Here is a 15159-nt window from a genome sequence, read left to right as displayed (position 1 = left end):
TGCTCGTTCGTGATTATAGGCCATGGCATCGCTCCTTTATTCGTTCAAAGGCGAAAAATTGCGATCGTGCGCTACCAGCACAACCTTCTCTCCGTAAGCGATGATCAATCCGAACCGCTCCCTTCCTTCCGTCTGAATCTCTTCGCCACGCGGTGTTTTAAAGCGCGTGATTTCGCAAAGCTCATAGAATCTACGCCATGGAATGGTCATGACTGGTTCTCCTCCGCCCAGCCTGACTCTTTCTTGGAGGAGGGCATTGAGGTCGTCGACAATACTTTTCACGCTGCGAGGCATAAGAAATTCCTAATTTCACCTGACTAGGAACGTAGCATAACTCTAAGGAATTTGAAAGCGCTTTTTTAGAACACCAGACCTCATTTGTTTGAGACCTTAGGGCTCACTTCAGGGGCTGCCGTCGCACGGTAGAAGTCCCGATTTCCAAATAACAAGAAGTGTCAATGAATTGGAGAGCGGACGTCGCCTTCCCTTTTTCATTAGCCTCGCCGCCATTGACTGTTCAGCTACTCCTGAACATACAGTCCACTAGCCGCGCCATCACGGCGCTCCCTTACTGCAACTCATGTCGAGTTCTTTCTGGCACTCGACAGTATAGGCGAGCACGGCCGGCGTCTCGACGAGATCGTGGGGGTGTCCTCGCATCCTTCGCCCTTTCCTATTCACTTCCCCTCTCCGCTCCTGTAAAACCCGCCGCATCGCAACATAAGTCGCCGCCGCGTCGTCCGGGCCAGAGGGCCCACGGACCGGGTCGCGGCTGTTTCTTCGAAAGCCGCCATGCAGCTTCGCAATATCGCCATCATCGCCCATGTCGACCACGGCAAGACCACGCTCGTCGACTGCCTCCTGCGTCAGTCGGGCGCCTTCCGCGAGAACCAGCGCGTCGCCGAGCGCGTGATGGATTCGAACGATCTCGAAAAAGAGCGGGGCATCACCATCATGGCCAAGGCGACGTCGATCGCCTGGAAGGGGTTTCGCGTCAACATCGTCGATACGCCTGGCCACGCCGATTTCGGCGGCGAGGTGGAGCGCATCCTCTCCATGGTGGACAGCGCCATCGTCCTCGTCGACGCGGCGGAAGGCCCCATGCCGCAGACGAAATTCGTCGTCGGCAAGGCGCTGAAGATCGGGCTCAAGCCGATCGTCTGCATCAACAAGGTCGACAAGCCGGACGCGCGTATTTCAGAAGTCGTCAACGAGGTGTTCGACCTCTTCGCGGCGCTCGACGCCACCGACGAGCAGCTCGACTTCCCGATCATCTACGGCTCCGCCAAGCAGGGCTGGATGGCTGAGGAGCCCGAGGGTCCCAAGGACGACATGTCGCCGCTGCTCGACCTCGTCGTGAAGCAAACGCCCGCGCCCAAGGTGGAGGAAGGCGGCTTCCGCATGCTCGGCACGCTGCTCGAAGCCAATCCCTATCTCGGCCGCATCATCACCGGCCGCGTCTTCTCCGGCAGCGTGAAGCCCAATCAGCCCGTGAAGGTGCTGGACCGCTCCGGCAAGGTCGTCGAGCAGGGCCGCGTCTCGAAGATTCTCGCTTTCCGCGGCATTGAGCGTCAGCCGATCGAAGAAGCCGAAGCGGGCGACATCATCGCTATCGCCGGCCTCGAAAAGTTCAACGTCGCCGACACGCTCTGCGCGCTCGACGTGAGCGAACCGCTTCAGGCGCAGCCGATCGATCCGCCGACGCTTTCCATGACCTTCCTTGTCAACGACTCGCCGCTTGCCGGCACTGAGGGCGACAAGGTGACGAGCCGCATGATCCGCGCGCGGCTCTACAAGGAAGCCGAGGGCAATGTCGCGCTGCGCGTCGAGGACTCGCCGCAGGGCGACGCCTACATCGTCTCCGGCCGGGGCGAATTGCAGCTCGGCATCCTGATCGAGAACATGCGCCGCGAGGGCTTCGAGCTCGGCGTTTCGCGTCCGCAGGTCGTGTTCAAGAAGGGCGAGGACGGCGACATTCTCGAGCCGATCGAGGAAGTCGTCATCGACGTTGACGAGGAGCATTCGGGCGTCGTCGTGCAGAAGATGGCCGAGCGCAAGGCCGAGATGATCGAGATGCGCCCCTCCGGCGGCGGGCGCCTGCGCCTCGTGTTCTACGCGCCGACGCGCGGCCTCATCGGTTATCAGGGCGAGCTTCTGACCGACACGCGCGGCACGGCGATCATGAACCGGCTGTTCCACGAATATGCCCCGCATCGCGGCGAGATTCAGGGCCGCCGCAACGGCGTGCTGATCTCCAACGATCAGGGCGAGGCGGTCGCCTATGCGATGTGGAAGCTGGAGGATCGCGGCCCGATGATGATCGAGCCGGGCTGGAAGGTGTATCGCGGCATGATCGTCGGCGAGCATACGCGCGACAATGATCTCGAGATCAACGTGCTCAAGGGCAAGCAGCTCACCAATATCCGCACGCAGTCGAAGGACGAGGCGGTGCGCCTCACGCCGCCGATCCAGATGACGCTGGAAAAGGCGCTCGCCTATATCGAGGACGACGAGCGCGTGGAGGTCACGCCGAAGTCCATCCGCCTGCGCAAGGTCTATCTCGATCCGAACGACCGCAAGAAGTTCGGCAAGAAGGCTGGCGCGCTGGTGGAGTAGGCGTGGACGGCGCGGCCGGCTCCTCCTCCTTCTGAAGAAGGGGCCGGGCGCTGCGCTCAATATTCATCGAGCTCAATATTCATCGAACATGTAACAGGAAAAATCCCGCAGCGTGCGGCTCTGCCAATTCTTGAGGTCCCAGCGATAGCCGGGCGGGGGATTGGGGCCGCAATCGCCCATATAGGTCGCATGGGGCCGCTCCGCCTTTTGCGCGGGCCTCGGCGGCGCGATATTTCGCGCTGTCGCTTCGACCGGCGCGGCAATCAGCAGCGCAAGCGCGAGCATTTTGCAAAAACGCGGCTTTTGGCGGCGTGGCGACATCTTGACCTCTCCATTTGATCGCGCTGGACAAGAAAACGCCGCCGTGATGGGGCGGTTCCGTTTTTGCCCGCCTCGCGACAGGGACCTATCACGCCTGCGCGTTAGCCACATGGTCGGGGCGAGAACGGATCACATGCGCTGTCTGCGCGTTCTGCTTCTAAACCGAAAGGAGCGCAGACATGCCCAGACGCCAGTCGCTTGAACAGAAGAAAACCGTGGGCCGCGTCATGCATGAATACAAGCATGGCGAATTGGAGAGCGGCGCCGGGAAGGCGGTCAAGAACCCGAAACAGGCCATCGCCATCGCGCTGCATGAAGCGGGCGCCTCGAACGAAGAAACGCCAAGGAAGAACGCCGAGAATTTGCGTAAGACCAAGGCCAAGGAACGCAGCGGCCAAACGGCGAAGGCGCGCAAGGAAGGGGCGTAGAACAGCCTCTGATGTGCCCCACCCGGCGCGCGAGGCGCGACGGGTGGGTTCGCTTTCCTTGCCTACGCCGCCGCCTCCAGCGCCTCCATCAGCCGCTTCAAATCCGCCGGCAATTCGCTCTCGAACATCATCTCCTCGCCCGTGATCGGATGCTCGAAGCCGAGCGTCGCGGCGTGGAGCGCCTGTCGGCCCAAAGCCTCTATGGCTTCCCGCGCGGTCTCGGGAAGCTTGGCGGCTTTCGTCTTGAATCCAGCGCCATAGGTCGCGTCGCCGATCAGCGGATGGCCGATATGGGCCATATGGACGCGGATCTGATGGGTGCGCCCGGTCTCCAGCTGGCAGCGCACCAGGGAGGCGACGCCGTAATCGGCGATCTTCTCCCAATGAGTGATCGCCTCGCGTCCGCGCGATTCCGGCACCACTGCCATGCGCTCGCGCTGGATGTTATGACGGCCCAGATAAGTCTCGATCGTCCCCTGCGCCCGGTCGGGAACGCCCCAGACGAAAGCCAGATATTCGCGCGTCAGCGACAATGTGCGGCCATGGTCGGCGAAGAGCTTCGACAGTCCGTGATGCGCGGCGTCGGTCTTGGCGATGACGAGCAGGCCCGTCGTGTCCTTGTCGATGCGATGCACGATGCCCGGCTTTTTCACTCCGCCGACGCCGGAAAGGCTCTCGCCGCAATGGGCGATGAGCGCGTTGACCAGCGTGCCGCTCTCATGTCCGCTCGCCGGATGCACCACGAGCCCCGCCGGCTTGTCGATGACGATGAGATGCGCGTCCTCATAGGCGATGGCGAGCGCGATCTCCTCGGCCTGCGGCTCGGCCGGGGCCGGGGGCGGCACGTCGAGGGCGACCGCGTCTCCCGCTCCCAGCCTCTTCGCCGGGTCGCGGGCCGGCGCGCCGCGTAGCGCGACGCGGCCTTCCTCGATCAGCGCCTTGATCCGGCTGCGTGAGAGATGGGCTTCGACGAGTTCGGGCCGTTCGGCGAGGAAACGGTCGAGGCGCGCTCCCGCCTCTTCCTCGGCGACCAGAAAGTCGAAATGCGCGGCCGCGTCGATTTGCTGCATGTCCTTGACCGTCATTTTAAAGTCTTCTTCCGCCCGAGTGACGCTCGTGCTAACTGGGGCGCAACAAGACGCCGACAGAAGCGTGGCAAGAGATGGGACAGAGCCATCCCCCTTTCGCATTTTCCCCCGCCCATCGCGTGGAGGCCGCTCTCATCACCGACGCCGCCGCTCCCTTCTGCGCCGTAATCGGCGCGGGACCCGCCGGGCTTTTCGCCGCCGAAGCGCTGGCGCGCGCCGGCGCGCGCGTCGTCGTCTATGAGCACAAGCCGAGCCCCGCGCGCAAATTTCTGATGGCGGGCCGGGGCGGGCTGAATATCACTCATACCGAGAATCTCGAACGCTTCATTTCGCGCTACGGCGCTGCGGCCAAGCGAATCGGCCCCTTCGTCCGCGCCTTTCCGCCGCAAGCCCTGCGCGATTTCTGCGCGGAGCTCGGCGAGGCCACTTTTGTGGGCACCAGCGGCCGGGTGTTTCCCGCAAGCTTCAAGGCGTCGCCTTTGCTCCGCGGCTGGCTCGCCCGCCTCGCGCGGCTCGGCGTGACGATCGCCTCGCGCCACGCCTTCCTCGGTTTCGCGCCGGACGGCGCCCTGCGGCTGAAGGGGCCGGAGGGCGAGGAGTTCGCGCGCCCGGCCGGGGCCGTGGTGCTAGCGCTCGGCGGGGCCTCCTGGCCCAAGCTCGGCTCGGAGGGCGGTTGGACCCTCGCGCTCAACGAAGCCGGCGTCGCCGTGACGCCGCTGTCCCCCGCAAATAGCGGCGCGCTCGTCGAGTGGTCCTCCATCTTCCGCGCCGATTTCGAGGGTCAGCCGATCAAGACCGTATTGCTGCGCCATGGCGACGCGACGGCGCGCGGCGATATGGTGGTCACCCGCGCGGGGCTCGAAGGCGGGCCGGTCTATGCGCTCTCCGCGCGGCTGCGCGAGGCGTCCGCGACGGACGGCGCGGCGACGCTGTTCGTGGATATGCGGCCCGATACGAGCCTCGCATGCCTGACGCGCAAGCTCTCCCGCCGCGCGCCCAAACAGTCCCATGCGACCTTCCTCAAGCGCTCCGGCTTCTCGAGAGCCGAAATCGGCCTTTTGCGCGAGGCGCGGCCCGAAGGTCTGCCGCGCGACGCCGAGGCGCTGGCGAGCCTGATCAAGAACGCGCCCTTGAAAGTGGCGGGCGTGGCCGGGCTGGAGCGCGCCATTTCAACCGCTGGCGGCGTCTCCTTCGAGGAGGTCGACGCGGAACTGATGCTGAAGAAGATGCCGGGCGTCTTCGTCGCGGGCGAGATGCTCGACTTCGACGCCCCGACCGGCGGCTATCTGCTGCAGGCGGCCTTCGCGACCGGCCTCGCCGCGGGCAGGGGCGCCGCCCGCTATCTGGGGCTTCTGAGCCCGGCTCAGACCGGCTTGTCGCCCAGCCACATGCCGAATTCGCGCGCGCCGGCGGCGTCGAACAAATACAGCGTGTAGACTTCCGGCTCGCCCATCTCCATGCCAGGCGAGCCCATGGGCATGCCCGGCGCGGCGACGCCCGTAACCTTCGGACGCTCATTGAGCAGCTTCGCGACCGCCTGCGGCGGCGCATGCCCCTCAATGACGTAACCCTCGAGTTCGGCGGTGTGGCACGAGGCCATGCTCTCCGGCACGCCGAGCCGCGCCTTCACCGCTTTCATATCGGCTTCATTGATCTCTTCAACCACATAGCCCTCCGCCCGCATTCGCGCGGCCCAGCCGCCGCAGCAGCCGCAGGTCGGGCTTTTGTGCACGACCATCTTCCTGGACTCCGCCGCGCGCGCCGCGCCCGGGAGGAGCGCCGCTCCGGCGGCGGAGAGAAAAAGCGCCGCCTCGCGGCGGGAAAGCAAGCGTGACATTGAGTCGTTCCGTTTCCTGGCCATGGCCGCGTCCCGGTTGAACATAGGGAGACATTACCGAACTTTAAATTGATCATCGGGGCCGCAACGCGAAACAATCGTGGCCGTCGTAAGTGATTCTGGGACATGTCTCGCATGAAACGCGTTTTTCTCACGGCGCTGGCCGCCGCCGCTCTCTTTACCGCAACCGCCGCTTCGGGGGCGACGGCGAACGCCGAGCCATTCGCCCGGCCGTCTCGTTTTAGCGCCCAGGACATGACGGCCTTCGCCGACGCCCGCATCGCCGCGCTGAAGGCGGGGCTGCAGCTCAAGCCCGAGCAGGAGAAGAACTGGCCGGCCCTGGAAGCGGCGCTGCGCGACAACGCCAAAGCGCGCATCGCGCGAATCGAGGAATGGCGCGAAAAGGCGCCCCCGACTCTGGAGAACGACCCCATCGGCGCCCTTCAGCGGCGCGCGCAGGCGATGACGGCGCGCGCGGGCGAACTCGACAAGCTCGCCATCGCCGCGAAGCCGCTTTACGACAGCCTCGACGACGCCCAGAAGCGCCGCTTCGGCGCGTTGGTGAGGGCCGCGATCGCGGAGCATGGGCATCGGATGCGCGGCATGATGGGCCGGGGAGGGTTCGGGGCCGGGGTTGAATAAGCGACAAATCCTCGATCGGCGCGACTGGCGCCAAGGGGCGTCTCGACGAACCCATTCGGCTGTCCGAAAAATGAACGTTTTTCGGACAGTCGCCCGAACTACCCCCTCTCTCGAGAGGGCGCGCGCTCGAAAATTCTGTTGTCTGAGCCGGATAGAAGATGACGGAACGGCCCGGTTAGAGCTGAATTACGGTATTACGTAATTAGATATGAAAAGACGGCGAGAAATTGCCTCGCCGTCGTGACAGTCGCCGCCATCGTCTTCTGGCTAAGGTAACTGTCCACAGGACCTAGTGGGCGTTGCCGCCATAGCCGCCCCAACCGGCGTTGCCGCTGCCCCACTGATCGCCGCCGCCCTGTCGGCCGCCGCCATAACCGCCGCCGCCGCTGCCCCAATGGCCGCCGCTGCCGCCCCAGTGACCGCCGCTCTGCCGGCCGCCGCCATAACCGCCCCAGCCGCCGCCGCTGCCGCCCCAGTGACCGCCGCTCTGCCGGCCGCCGCCATAGCCGCCCCAGCCGCCGCCACCGCTGCCCCAGTGACCGCCGTTGCCGCCCCAGTGACCGCCGCTCTGTCGGCCGCCGCCATAGCCGCCGCCATTGCCGCCCCATTGGCCGCCACTCTGTCGACCGCTTCCCCAGCCGCCACCGCCGCTCTGTCGGCCGCCGCCGCCCCATTGGCCGCCGCTCTGCTGGCCGCCGCCATAGCCGCCTCCCGAGCCGCCGCTGGAACTGCCTCCCGAGCTGCCGGACTGAGGCGCCGACCCTTCTCCCCAGTGTCCGCTACCCCAGGCGAAAGACGCCGAAGGATAAAGAAGAATTGCCGCCGCGGCGGCGGTAATCGCATATTTCCGAAGCATGATCGCTACTCCACTCATAAGAACCATAAGAACGACTCGCGTTTCGTTCCCGCCCCATGCGCGAGCAATTCGAAGTTAGGCGTCTTTCAAGATTTGCCGCCCGCCGACGTACGCCAAGATCCCGCTAGCGCGACCGACCATGTTAGGAAACGCTTTGGGATCGTTCTCAGTTCCAGCCGGCGTAAAACATCGCCGGCGCGATCGAGGAGGCGAAGCTCCTGATCTAAAGCCCGGACGGCGGCAAGCCCGCCGGGAAAGCGGCGGGCGCTCTATTTTCGGTCACAAGAAAGAAAATCTCCCACGCCGCTCTCGGCGGAAGCGCGGCAATAGGGCCGATTCTCGTCGAATGGATAATTTCAGTAATCGGTATTATGACCGTTATTTACGTATATATTATTAAGTATATATTATAACGACTTAAGACTATCTGCTTTTGTTCCAAAAATACGGTAGTTGTCCTTCGTCACCGACTGGAATCCAGCATTAATTATCAATTGCGATATATCTTTGGAATCGGAATCGACAAAAACGCAGATATATTTGTACGGTTGATTTTTTGAACAGGGACCTTCGTGCTCATCTACCTCGTTTATAACTCTAAATAACTGTGTTTCTTTCGTTTCGCCGGGAATCTGTGCTACTAATGTTATATTTTTCGCGCCTGCTCTCCGTGCCGCCAGAACAGCTGCGGAATTAATTTTCGTATCAATAACCCAAATAGCACCTACATGTGGCGCTATTTGGGTTATTTTCTCGCCAAAGCAGCTATCAATTACAATAGCCACAGTGTCTTGATCTAGGCGATCCATCTAGGCACCTTTAAAACCCTTTTACACGACCGCGAGGCCACGGCGAAACTGGATAGCCTTCGCCTCGTATACCATCCACCCAATTGTGAGCATGTGGAACTCCCTGACCGTGATCATGGTCGTAATCGACATCATACAGCGGCTGTCCATCCGGACCGTAAGTCCTCTCTTGCCCGCTGCCGGGGTTTACGTGACAAGATCCAGGCTCGCCCTCATTCGGAGTTTTCGATGGTCGCTGCGGTTGCTTTTTATCGGGAATGTTGTCATCCGGCTGGTCGTTCGGCGGCGCGTTCCACCACAACCAACCGATTCCGGCCGCGCCGGCTGCTGAACCAATCCAGGGAATTGCCGGGATTATCGACGGAATGGAAGGTATGAACGCCGGAATGACCCACACAAACTGCCCGTCCGGGTCGATTTTCGCCAGAGGACTGGCGTCGGCATAGGCATAAAGATTTCGTCCGCCTGTGAGCCCCAACGGATCAGGCTGCACATATCTCCCTATGCTCGCATCATAATGGCGATGCCAATTATAGGCCAGCCCGGTTTCGAGCTGAAACCATTGGCCGGGAAAGCGGATGTCCTGTCCGGAAAAGCCCGCAGCGTTGCTGACGTAGCTCGTCGCGCCGAAGGGCGAATAGATCGCATACCAGAGCGGGTCCCAGTTCTGCGAGGAAATCAGCGCCGGCCGGCCGAGATGATCGGTATGGACGTAAGCGACGAGCGGATGGCGATGCTGGCGATGCGCGTCGCGGGACGCTTGTTGGATGGGGAGGGAGTTTCTGCAATCGGTATCATGTCATCGTAATTTCGGCGGTGTGACGAGCTTAGCCTTGATGATGTGGAGAGAGTCGTAATTTGATATCGACTATTTCACAGTATTTTTGCTTGGTTCCGAAACATATGGCTCAGATATTGACACTATATCAAATACTTCTTCCCCAACTGATATGATGTAGTGCTTCGCTAGTCCCAGATCTCGAGATTGAAAATTTTCTTGAAAAAGCCAGTTGAGCAGATCGCTCTGTTGATCTATCAAAATAAGAGCGCGCATCGTTCCAAGATCGCGCCACAGCTTTAGTCGCGCTCCCTCATCCGTTATACGGATTAGCAATGCATCGTTGAATCTAATTTCAACAACAGCTACATTGGCGCGATCAAATCCGTGAATGCGCAACAGTCCATCGTCGTATATCATTTGTGAGGACGTGGTGTCGACAGGGAACGAATAATACTTTTCATATCTATTAGTCATAGCGAATTTTTATCCGGGTTCAACCACCTGATTGGATTTCTATTGTTGGGCTCATCGAGGCAATGCGCATCGTGGGGCGCTTGTTGTGGATGGAGAGGGAGTTTCTGCAATTGGTACCATATCACCGTAATTGCGTGCGATTCAAAAAAGATCCTTCACCGCACGACGCAGCTCCTGATACGAACTCCATGTTTTAAATGGCTCAGACAAAGCGTCGACTATACAAAACTCCTCTTCGACATCGTCATAAAAAATCAATTTATTATCGCTCTTTGCGATAATAAATATTATGTCATCGTAATTTCGGCGATGCGACGAGATGAGCCTCGACGAGGTCGAGCGAGTCGTGATTCGAGACGCGGCTGACGCTGTTATGCAAATCGAAAGGAAACGCTACTCGCCGTACAATGCCTTTATAAAAGGCATTGCGGGGTCATTCTCACAATACCATTCAATCGCGATCCTCTCTATTATCGATTCGACATCGCCACTCCAACCGCGCGCCAATATATCTTGATCAAAACGGTCGATGATGCCGCGGACGAGTCCAGTATCGTAAACGAAAATTGCTCCACTTTTTATACAACTAGAGTCTTCATCAAAGATCTTCACATTCAAGCCCCTAGCTTCACACGATTCCCGAATTTTATCTGCAGAGATCCTTAAAACGTTTTTCAATGTCGCTAGCGGTAAGTAACCGACGGCTTTCCCTTGTCCGACATCATCGAGTGAACGCATGATGCGCTTTTTCATGTCAGGGGTAAGCAGATATACCTCCCAAATTAGGGCTATTCTTCTTCCGTATTGGTTGAAGCGGGCGGGGTCAGCAACTGCCCATTCTCAAGCAACATCGGTGTGCCGTTGAGAAGTTTACTCTGGCAGTCAGGACAAAGGGGATCAAAAACCCCTCCGTGGGGCGCACCACAATCTACGCTTTGACACCAGTAATTTGGTGATTTCTTTTTTCTAGCACAAGTGTCGATCGGAGAGGCCGGAGCCTCTGGACGACTTGTTGAAAGTAGACCCTCCGGATCTGTTTTCGCATTCGGATCCTGGCGCACGTAATCGTATACGTTCGCCCCGTCCTTGATCAGGGCCTGGAGCCCCAACGGATCAGGCTGCAGATACCTCCCGATGCTCGCATCGTAATGGCGGCGCCAATTATAGGCCAGCCCGGTTTCGAGCTGGAACCATTGGCCAGGAAAGCGGATGTCCTGCCCGGAAAAGCCCGCGGCGTTGCTGATGTAGCTCGTCGCGCCGAAGGGCGAATAGATCGCATACCAGAGCGGGTCCCAGTTCTGCGAGGAAATCAGCGCCGGCCGGCCGAGATGATCGGTATGGACGTAAGCGAGGATCGGGTTTCCCGTATCAACCTTGTCCACCACGGCCACGGGCAGATCGTCGAGCCAAATATATTCGCGCAGGGTCGTCCCCGCCGCGTCGGTCTCGGCGATGATATGGTTCTTGATGTCGTGGATATAGAGTGTGGTCGTGGTCGCGCCGCCGCTGGTCGTCTTGCGTGAGGCGAGGCGATCAAAGGCGTCATAGCCATAGGTCGAGACGTCCGAGGGCGCATTGGTCTTGTAGGCTTTCGAGAGCCGACCCTCCACGTCATATTGGAAGGTCATGCCCAGCGCGCCGCTGCGCGAATCCGTCACAATGTCGCCGGCGGCGTCGTAGGTGAAGGCGCGCGCCGCGCCGCCGGTCGTGATCGACAGCAAGCGGTTTGACGAGGGCGCGTAGGCATAAGTCGAGGTGACGCCGTTGGCCGTTTCCGACGTTCGATTGCCATTGGCGTCATATGTCCAGCCGAGCGAACCGTAATAGCCGACGGCGGTCGCAAGACGATTATTTGGGGTGTAGGTGAAAAGCTGCGACTGGGCGGCGAAGGTGAAGGGCGGCGTCGTGCCCGGAAAACGATTGTCGGCGATCGAGTCGACCATGTCGCCGGTCCAGGCGTAGCTGCGGTCGAGCACGCCGCCTGGGCCTCCCGGATAGCCGACCTGCAATCGGGTGATCCGGTAAACTTCCACCTTTCTCCGAAAGAGACGACGCCCGACCACGAGTTTTGATTGATCCAGCCGTTATTGTCCTGGCTGTTGTAATAACGGTAAAATTTGATCGGGAAGGGTCCGGAGCCCTCATAGTCCTTCTCTTCCTGGAATTTGTTGCCGGTCGCAAAATTGATCGGATTGCCGCAGCCATTACAATTCGGGTGTCCGAGGTTTTTAGGCTGACTGATCGCGCTGGCGTGGGCGCTGATCGACGGAAATGTTACGAAGGCGAAAATTGCTAACGCCAGCAACCTTTTGTGCATCTAAAACCCCTTCAAAATCAGCGAAATGCCAACAACATAATCCTTTCCTCAGGCTCGCGCGCCAACGTGAGCTTCACAAGACGAGAGGTATTTTTTCCACAGGAATATTGGAAATGCGCTCGATAGCCGTTCGAATATCCGTCCGAATATCAACGGTTGAGAAGCGTCGATCCGATACCGTTTCCGGGACTGCGAAAAGCGCTCGCGCTTAAGATATCCCGCTTTGACCTCCCGCGCCCAATCGCGCTTTAATCTCCCTATGCCGTCCTCCCGCTTCTGGTCCGAACTCTCCCTGCGCGATTTCCGCTCGCACGACATGTCGGGCGTCATCGCCGTGCTGCCGGTGGCGGCGGTCGAGCAGCATGGGCCGCATCTGCCGCTCGGCGTCGACGCCATGATCATGGAAGGGTGCATCGAGCGCGTCGCGATGCGCCTGCCGCAGGATCTCGAAGCCGTTTTCCTGCCGATGCAGAGCGTCGGCGTCTCGATCGAGCATCGCGACTTTCCGGGCTCGCTGTGGCTGACGCAGGAGACGGCGTCCCATGTCCTGCGCGACATTGCGGAAGGCGTCGTGCGCGCGGGCGTGAAGAAGATCGTGCTGATGAATTCCCATGGCGGCAATTCCGCGCTGATCTCGACCGCCGCGCTCGATCTGCGCGCGCGGCACGGCGTGCTCGCCGTCACCTGCTCCTGGGCGCGCTTCGGCTATCCCGACGGCCTCTTCTCGACGGTCGAGCAGCGTCACGGGATTCATGGCGGCGAGATTGAAACGTCGCTGATGCTCGCCTTCCGTCCCGACCTTGTCGATATGGGACGCGCGAAAAACTTCCCGCCCGCGACGCTCGATTTCGAGCGCGACTTCGCCTGGCTGCGCGCCGACCGTCCCGCCGGCTTCGGCTGGCTGACGCAGGATTTGTCGCCTTCGGGCGCGATGGGCGACGCTTCCAGAGCGAGCGCCGAAAAAGGCGAGGCGACGGCCGATTACTGGGCGACGGCGTTCATCGAATTGCTGCGCGACGTGGAGGCGTTCGACCTCGAGCGGCTTCGCCGCCCGGACGGCTGACCTGTTCGCGCGGACTCCCGGTGAAACTGCGTCCGTAAAAGTAAGATTTGCGGCCGGAAAAGTTAGTCTGCCGGCCGCGCCTCATTCCGCGTGGCAATCGCGTCGCCTCCGTGGTACGTCTCCGGACGGTTCTCGCCGTCCGCATATCTCCCGACGGTTCGATCTCGACGTTTCATTTCTGCAAAGAGCGGCGGGCGTCCAATTGCCGCCAGGGGGCTTCATGAACGCGAAATGGGTTTCAATTCTTCTCGCCGCCAGCATCGGCGCGCTTGCCGGCTGCAACGACAAGCAGGCCGGCTCGTCGACCGACGCGGCCAAGGTGGAGTCCGAAGCTGACGACGCCAAGGCCCAGGAGGCGCTGAAGGCCGGCGTCGAGGCGGTGGTCTACGGCCTGCCGCTCGTCATGATGGACCTCACCAAGGCCAAGACGACCAATGTCGCGAAGCCGGAGGGCTTCGCCGCGCCCGTCAACCAATTCGTCAATGTGCAAGCCTTTCCCGACGCGTCCTTCAAGGACGTCGTGCGCGCCAATGTCGACACGCTCTATTCGTCGGCTTTTCTCGATCTCTCGGCCGAGCCGATCGTGCTCTCCGTGCCGGACACGCATGGCCGCTATTATCTGATGCCGATGCTCGACGCCTGGACGAATGTCTTCTCCTCGCCGGGCAAGCGCACGACGGGGACGAAGGCCGGCAATTTCGCAATTACCGGCCCCGGTTGGACCGGAACGCTTCCGAAAGGCGTGACCGAGGTCAAGGCGCCGACCAACATGGTCTGGGTCCTCGGCCGCACCCAGACCAACGGTCCGCGCGACTATCCGGCGGTGCACAAGATTCAGAGCGGCTACAAGCTCACGCCGCTTTCCGCCTTCGGCAAGCCCTATACCGCGCCGGAAGGCAAGGTCGATCCGGATCTCGACATGAAGACGCCGCCGGTCGAGCAGGCTCAGAAAATGAGCGCCGAGGCCTATTTCAACCTCATGGCGACGCTGCTGAAATCGAATCCGCCGCCCGCCTCCGAGGCGCCGGTCCTCGAAAAGCTGAAGGCGATCGGCATCGCGCCCGGCGAAAAATTCGATCCCTCCAAGCTCGATCCAGCCGTCGCCAAGGGGCTGGAACAGTCCGTGAAGGTCGCCTTCGAAAAGCTGCTGGCGGCGTCGAAGGAGACCGGCGCGCCCGTCAATGGCTGGCGCGTGCCGTCAATGGTTCTCGGCAATTACGGCTCCGATTACGGCGCGCGCGCCGTCGTCGCGCTGATCGGCCTCGGCGCCAATCTGCCGCAGGACGCGGTCTATCCCTCCGCCTTTGTGGATGGCGAGGGCAAGCCGCTCAACGGCGCGAATAAATATGTCATCCATTTCGACAAGGGCGCGTTGCCGCCGGTCAACGCCTTCTGGTCGGTCACGATGTACAATCCGGACTCGTTCTTCGTGGCCAATCCCATCAATCGCTACGCGATCAGCAGCTGGATGCCGCTCAAGAAGAACAAGGACGGTTCGCTCGATCTCTATGTCCAGCACGACTCGCCGGGCAAGGACAAGGAAGCCAATTGGCTGCCGGCGAATGACAAGGATTTCAGCGCGACCTTGCGCATGTATTGGCCGACGGAGAAGGCGCCGTCCATCATCGACGGAAGCTGGCAGCCGCCGGCGGTGAAGCAGGTTCAGTAAGCGCCGGCTGAAAGGGAGAGGGCGAGCCTCTCCCTTTTTTCGCCTCGGCGATGAACTCTGGACGATGGTTTTCGCCGAACGCCGGCAAATGAAAGACAGCGTGTTCTCATGGCCGAGATGAAACAGCAGCAAACCGATCCGGCGCTCGTCGCCATGATGCGGTGCTATCTGTCGAAGCCGAGAATTTCCTGGCCCTATCTGGCTGTGCTGCTCGCCGCCATGGCGCTCCTCATCGGCGGGCTGTTCCTGCCCGCCTGA

At 60.9% G+C, this 15159-nt stretch carries 17 protein-coding genes and 1 pseudogene; 7 read left to right on the top strand and 11 right to left on the bottom strand.

Features of this window, described 5'->3' with window-relative positions; translation table 11 throughout:
* Positions 1–36: 36 nt before the first annotated feature.
* Positions 37–294, bottom strand: coding sequence for a hypothetical protein (locus MMG94_RS08710; RefSeq protein ID WP_154419905.1), 258 nt, complete (start codon positions 292–294; stop codon positions 37–39).
* Positions 295–792: 498 nt separating this feature from the next.
* On the opposite strand from MMG94_RS08710, the gene typA reads away from it, so the two are divergent.
* Complete coding sequence (gene typA, locus MMG94_RS08705) at positions 793–2616, top strand: translational GTPase TypA (RefSeq protein WP_016918337.1); 1824 nt, start codon at positions 793–795, stop codon at positions 2614–2616.
* A 72-nt stretch (positions 2617–2688) separates the two neighbouring features.
* On the opposite strand, the gene MMG94_RS08700 is transcribed toward typA, so the two are convergent.
* Positions 2689–2937: a hypothetical protein gene (locus MMG94_RS08700; protein WP_016918338.1), complete on the bottom strand. Its 249-nt coding sequence runs from the start codon at positions 2935–2937 to the stop codon at positions 2689–2691.
* Between the two features lie 179 nt (positions 2938–3116).
* Between MMG94_RS08700 and MMG94_RS08695 the strand changes: the two genes are divergently transcribed.
* Complete coding sequence (locus tag MMG94_RS08695; RefSeq protein WP_016918339.1) at positions 3117–3365, top strand: DUF6496 domain-containing protein; 249 nt, start codon at positions 3117–3119, stop codon at positions 3363–3365.
* A gap of 62 nt (positions 3366–3427) precedes the next feature.
* Here MMG94_RS08695 and MMG94_RS08690 read toward each other — a convergent pair whose 3' ends face one another.
* Positions 3428–4450, bottom strand: a complete 1023-nt coding sequence (locus MMG94_RS08690; RefSeq protein ID WP_016918340.1) for an RluA family pseudouridine synthase — start codon at positions 4448–4450, stop codon at positions 3428–3430.
* Between the two features lie 77 nt (positions 4451–4527).
* Between MMG94_RS08690 and MMG94_RS08685 the strand changes: the two genes are divergently transcribed.
* A complete protein-coding gene (locus tag MMG94_RS08685) occupies positions 4528–5889 on the top strand; it encodes a BaiN/RdsA family NAD(P)/FAD-dependent oxidoreductase (RefSeq protein ID WP_016918341.1) in 1362 nt (453 codons plus the stop codon).
* Here MMG94_RS08685 and MMG94_RS08680 read toward each other — a convergent pair.
* Entirely contained in the window at positions 5817–6290 is a 474-nt protein-coding gene (locus MMG94_RS08680; RefSeq protein ID WP_016918342.1) for a DUF411 domain-containing protein, read from the bottom strand. The genes MMG94_RS08685 and MMG94_RS08680 overlap by 73 nt on opposite strands.
* A 135-nt stretch (positions 6291–6425) precedes the next feature.
* Between MMG94_RS08680 and MMG94_RS08675 the strand changes: the two genes are divergently transcribed.
* Entirely contained in the window at positions 6426–6932 is a 507-nt protein-coding gene (locus MMG94_RS08675; RefSeq protein WP_016918343.1) for a Spy/CpxP family protein refolding chaperone, read from the top strand.
* 289 nt (positions 6933–7221) lie between these two features.
* On the opposite strand, the gene MMG94_RS08670 is transcribed toward MMG94_RS08675, so the two are convergent.
* The 7 genes and pseudogenes from MMG94_RS08670 to MMG94_RS22115 all read right to left on the bottom strand — a co-directional run.
* Positions 7222–7788 carry a hypothetical protein gene (locus MMG94_RS08670; protein WP_154419907.1) on the bottom strand — a complete coding sequence of 189 codons (567 nt, stop codon included), beginning with the start codon at positions 7786–7788 and terminating at the stop codon, positions 7222–7224.
* Positions 7789–8195: 407 nt separating this feature from the next.
* Positions 8196–8597, bottom strand: a complete 402-nt coding sequence (locus MMG94_RS08665) for a hypothetical protein (RefSeq protein WP_154419909.1) — start codon at positions 8595–8597, stop codon at positions 8196–8198.
* A gap of 10 nt (positions 8598–8607) precedes the next feature.
* Complete coding sequence (locus MMG94_RS08660; RefSeq protein ID WP_244415287.1) at positions 8608–9177, bottom strand: RHS repeat-associated core domain-containing protein; 570 nt, start codon at positions 9175–9177, stop codon at positions 8608–8610.
* A gap of 288 nt (positions 9178–9465) precedes the next feature.
* Positions 9466–9795, bottom strand: a complete 330-nt coding sequence (locus tag MMG94_RS08655) for a hypothetical protein (protein WP_154419911.1) — start codon at positions 9793–9795, stop codon at positions 9466–9468.
* A gap of 450 nt (positions 9796–10245) precedes the next feature.
* On the bottom strand, positions 10246–10590 hold the full coding sequence (locus MMG94_RS08650) for a hypothetical protein (protein ID WP_154419913.1): 345 nt from the start codon (positions 10588–10590) through the stop codon (positions 10246–10248).
* A gap of 50 nt (positions 10591–10640) precedes the next feature.
* Positions 10641–11885: an RHS repeat domain-containing protein gene (locus tag MMG94_RS08645; RefSeq protein ID WP_154419915.1), complete on the bottom strand. Its 1245-nt coding sequence runs from the start codon at positions 11883–11885 to the stop codon at positions 10641–10643.
* Between the two features lie 95 nt (positions 11886–11980).
* Positions 11981–12169: pseudogene (locus tag MMG94_RS22115) on the bottom strand (hypothetical protein); the annotation flags it as partial.
* A 259-nt stretch (positions 12170–12428) separates the two neighbouring features.
* Between MMG94_RS22115 and MMG94_RS08640 the strand changes: the two are divergent.
* The 3 genes from MMG94_RS08640 to MMG94_RS08630 all read left to right on the top strand — a co-directional run bounded on the left by MMG94_RS08640 (position 12429) and on the right by MMG94_RS08630 (position 15159).
* Positions 12429–13232, top strand: coding sequence for a creatininase family protein (locus MMG94_RS08640; protein ID WP_016919479.1), 804 nt, complete (start codon positions 12429–12431; stop codon positions 13230–13232).
* A gap of 220 nt (positions 13233–13452) precedes the next feature.
* Complete coding sequence (locus MMG94_RS08635) at positions 13453–14901, top strand: DUF1254 domain-containing protein (RefSeq protein ID WP_016919478.1); 1449 nt, start codon at positions 13453–13455, stop codon at positions 14899–14901.
* Between the two features lie 108 nt (positions 14902–15009).
* On the top strand, positions 15010–15159 hold the full coding sequence (locus tag MMG94_RS08630; RefSeq protein ID WP_016919477.1) for a hypothetical protein: 150 nt from the start codon (positions 15010–15012) through the stop codon (positions 15157–15159).

Source organism: Methylocystis parvus OBBP (assembly GCF_027571405.1).
In the GTDB taxonomy this organism is placed as follows: domain Bacteria; phylum Pseudomonadota; class Alphaproteobacteria; order Rhizobiales; family Beijerinckiaceae; genus Methylocystis; species Methylocystis parva.
This window is presented reverse-complemented; position numbering and strand designations above follow the sequence as displayed.